This is a genomic window from Tautonia sociabilis (genome assembly GCF_003977685.1).
GTDB classification, from domain to species: Bacteria; Planctomycetota; Planctomycetia; order Isosphaerales; family Isosphaeraceae; genus Tautonia; species Tautonia sociabilis.
This window is the reverse complement of record NZ_RYZH01000121.1, coordinates 1-1135: the sequence shown is the minus strand read 5'-3', so window position 1 is coordinate 1135 and position 1135 is coordinate 1. Positions and strand designations below refer to the sequence as shown.

Genomic DNA, 1135 nt, shown 5'->3' with positions numbered 1-1135 from the left:
CCCCCCCCGCCACACCCCCCCCCAACGGCGGAGGCGCCCCCCTCCCATAGTGCCCCCCATCGCGAGCCGATGCCCACGGCAGGACTCTCCCCGTCCGCGTTATCTCCTCTGGGTTGACAGGACCGTGAGGGGGCATATAATTGGCGATGTCGGTAATTTCGGCAAAATCGCGAGGTTTTTCCACCAGCGGCGGCATCGTGACGGTTCTACTGCCGGACGTGAGCCCGTCTCAGCCCCCTGGTCGGAGCCGGGGGAGCGGAGCAAGCTCAGGTTTCGGCGTCGATCTTGCGGGCGGGTCCGGTTTCAGGGAGGAATCGAGGGCGACCGATCGGGTGACCGTTCCGGATCGGGCCAGGGGTCCGGCACGAGCGGTCGAGCCGCGGGATGCCCGGGGGCTCGTGTGAAGGGGGCGATCCCGACGATGAAGACCGTCTTTACGACCGGCGAGGCCGCGAAGATCTGCAAGGTGAGCCAGCAGACGATCATCCGGTGCTTCGACTCCGGTCAGCTCAAGGGCTTCCGGGTCCCAGGATCGCGCTTCCGCCGCATCCCTCGCGACGCCCTCTACCGGTTCATGAAGGAAAACAACATTCCGACCGACGCCCTGGAGAGCGGTCGTCGGAAGATCCTCGTCGTCGACGACGAGCCCGAGGTCGTCCAGATCATTAAGGACGCTCTGCTGGCCGACGGCCGCTTCGAGGTCCGGGATGTCGACAACGGCTTCGGCGCCGGCATGATGGCCAAGGAGTACCATCCCGACCTGATGGTGCTCGACATCATGCTCCCCGACATCAACGGCAAAGCTGTTTGCGAGCTGGTCCGCCGCGACCCGTCGATGTCCGACATCAAGATCTTTTGCATCTCCGGCATGATCGAGGAAGACAAGATCGACGACCTCCGAGACGCCGGCGCCGACGACTTCATGTCCAAGCCGCTGGACGTCGATGAACTGATCCGCCGCATCTGTCACCACCTCGATATGGAGATGCCCGCCTCTCCCTGATCTTCGTTCCGGTCTCGTTTCGTCCGCCAGAGGCCGATGGTCGGCCGACTCCGCTTGACCGGTCGGGGCGGACGCGCTAGATTCTGGCCGGCGCCGCAGCCTGCGGCGCCGGCTCGCCGGGCCGGAGCACGG

General features: G+C 65.6%; 1 protein-coding gene. It reads left to right on the top strand.

Annotated features, from left to right (window positions below; translation table 11 throughout):
• The first annotated feature begins 421 nt into the window (after positions 1-421).
• Positions 422-1003, top strand: a complete 582-nt coding sequence (locus tag TsocGM_RS25610) for a response regulator (protein WP_126728289.1) — start codon at positions 422-424, stop codon at positions 1001-1003.
• Positions 1004-1135 lie beyond the last annotated feature (132 nt).

What these genes read in the sequence shown, in the direction of transcription:
- TsocGM_RS25610 (WP_126728289.1), top strand. Translation starts at nt 422, where the DNA reads ATGAAGACCGTCTTTACGACCGGCGAGGCCGCGAAGATCTGCAAGGTG.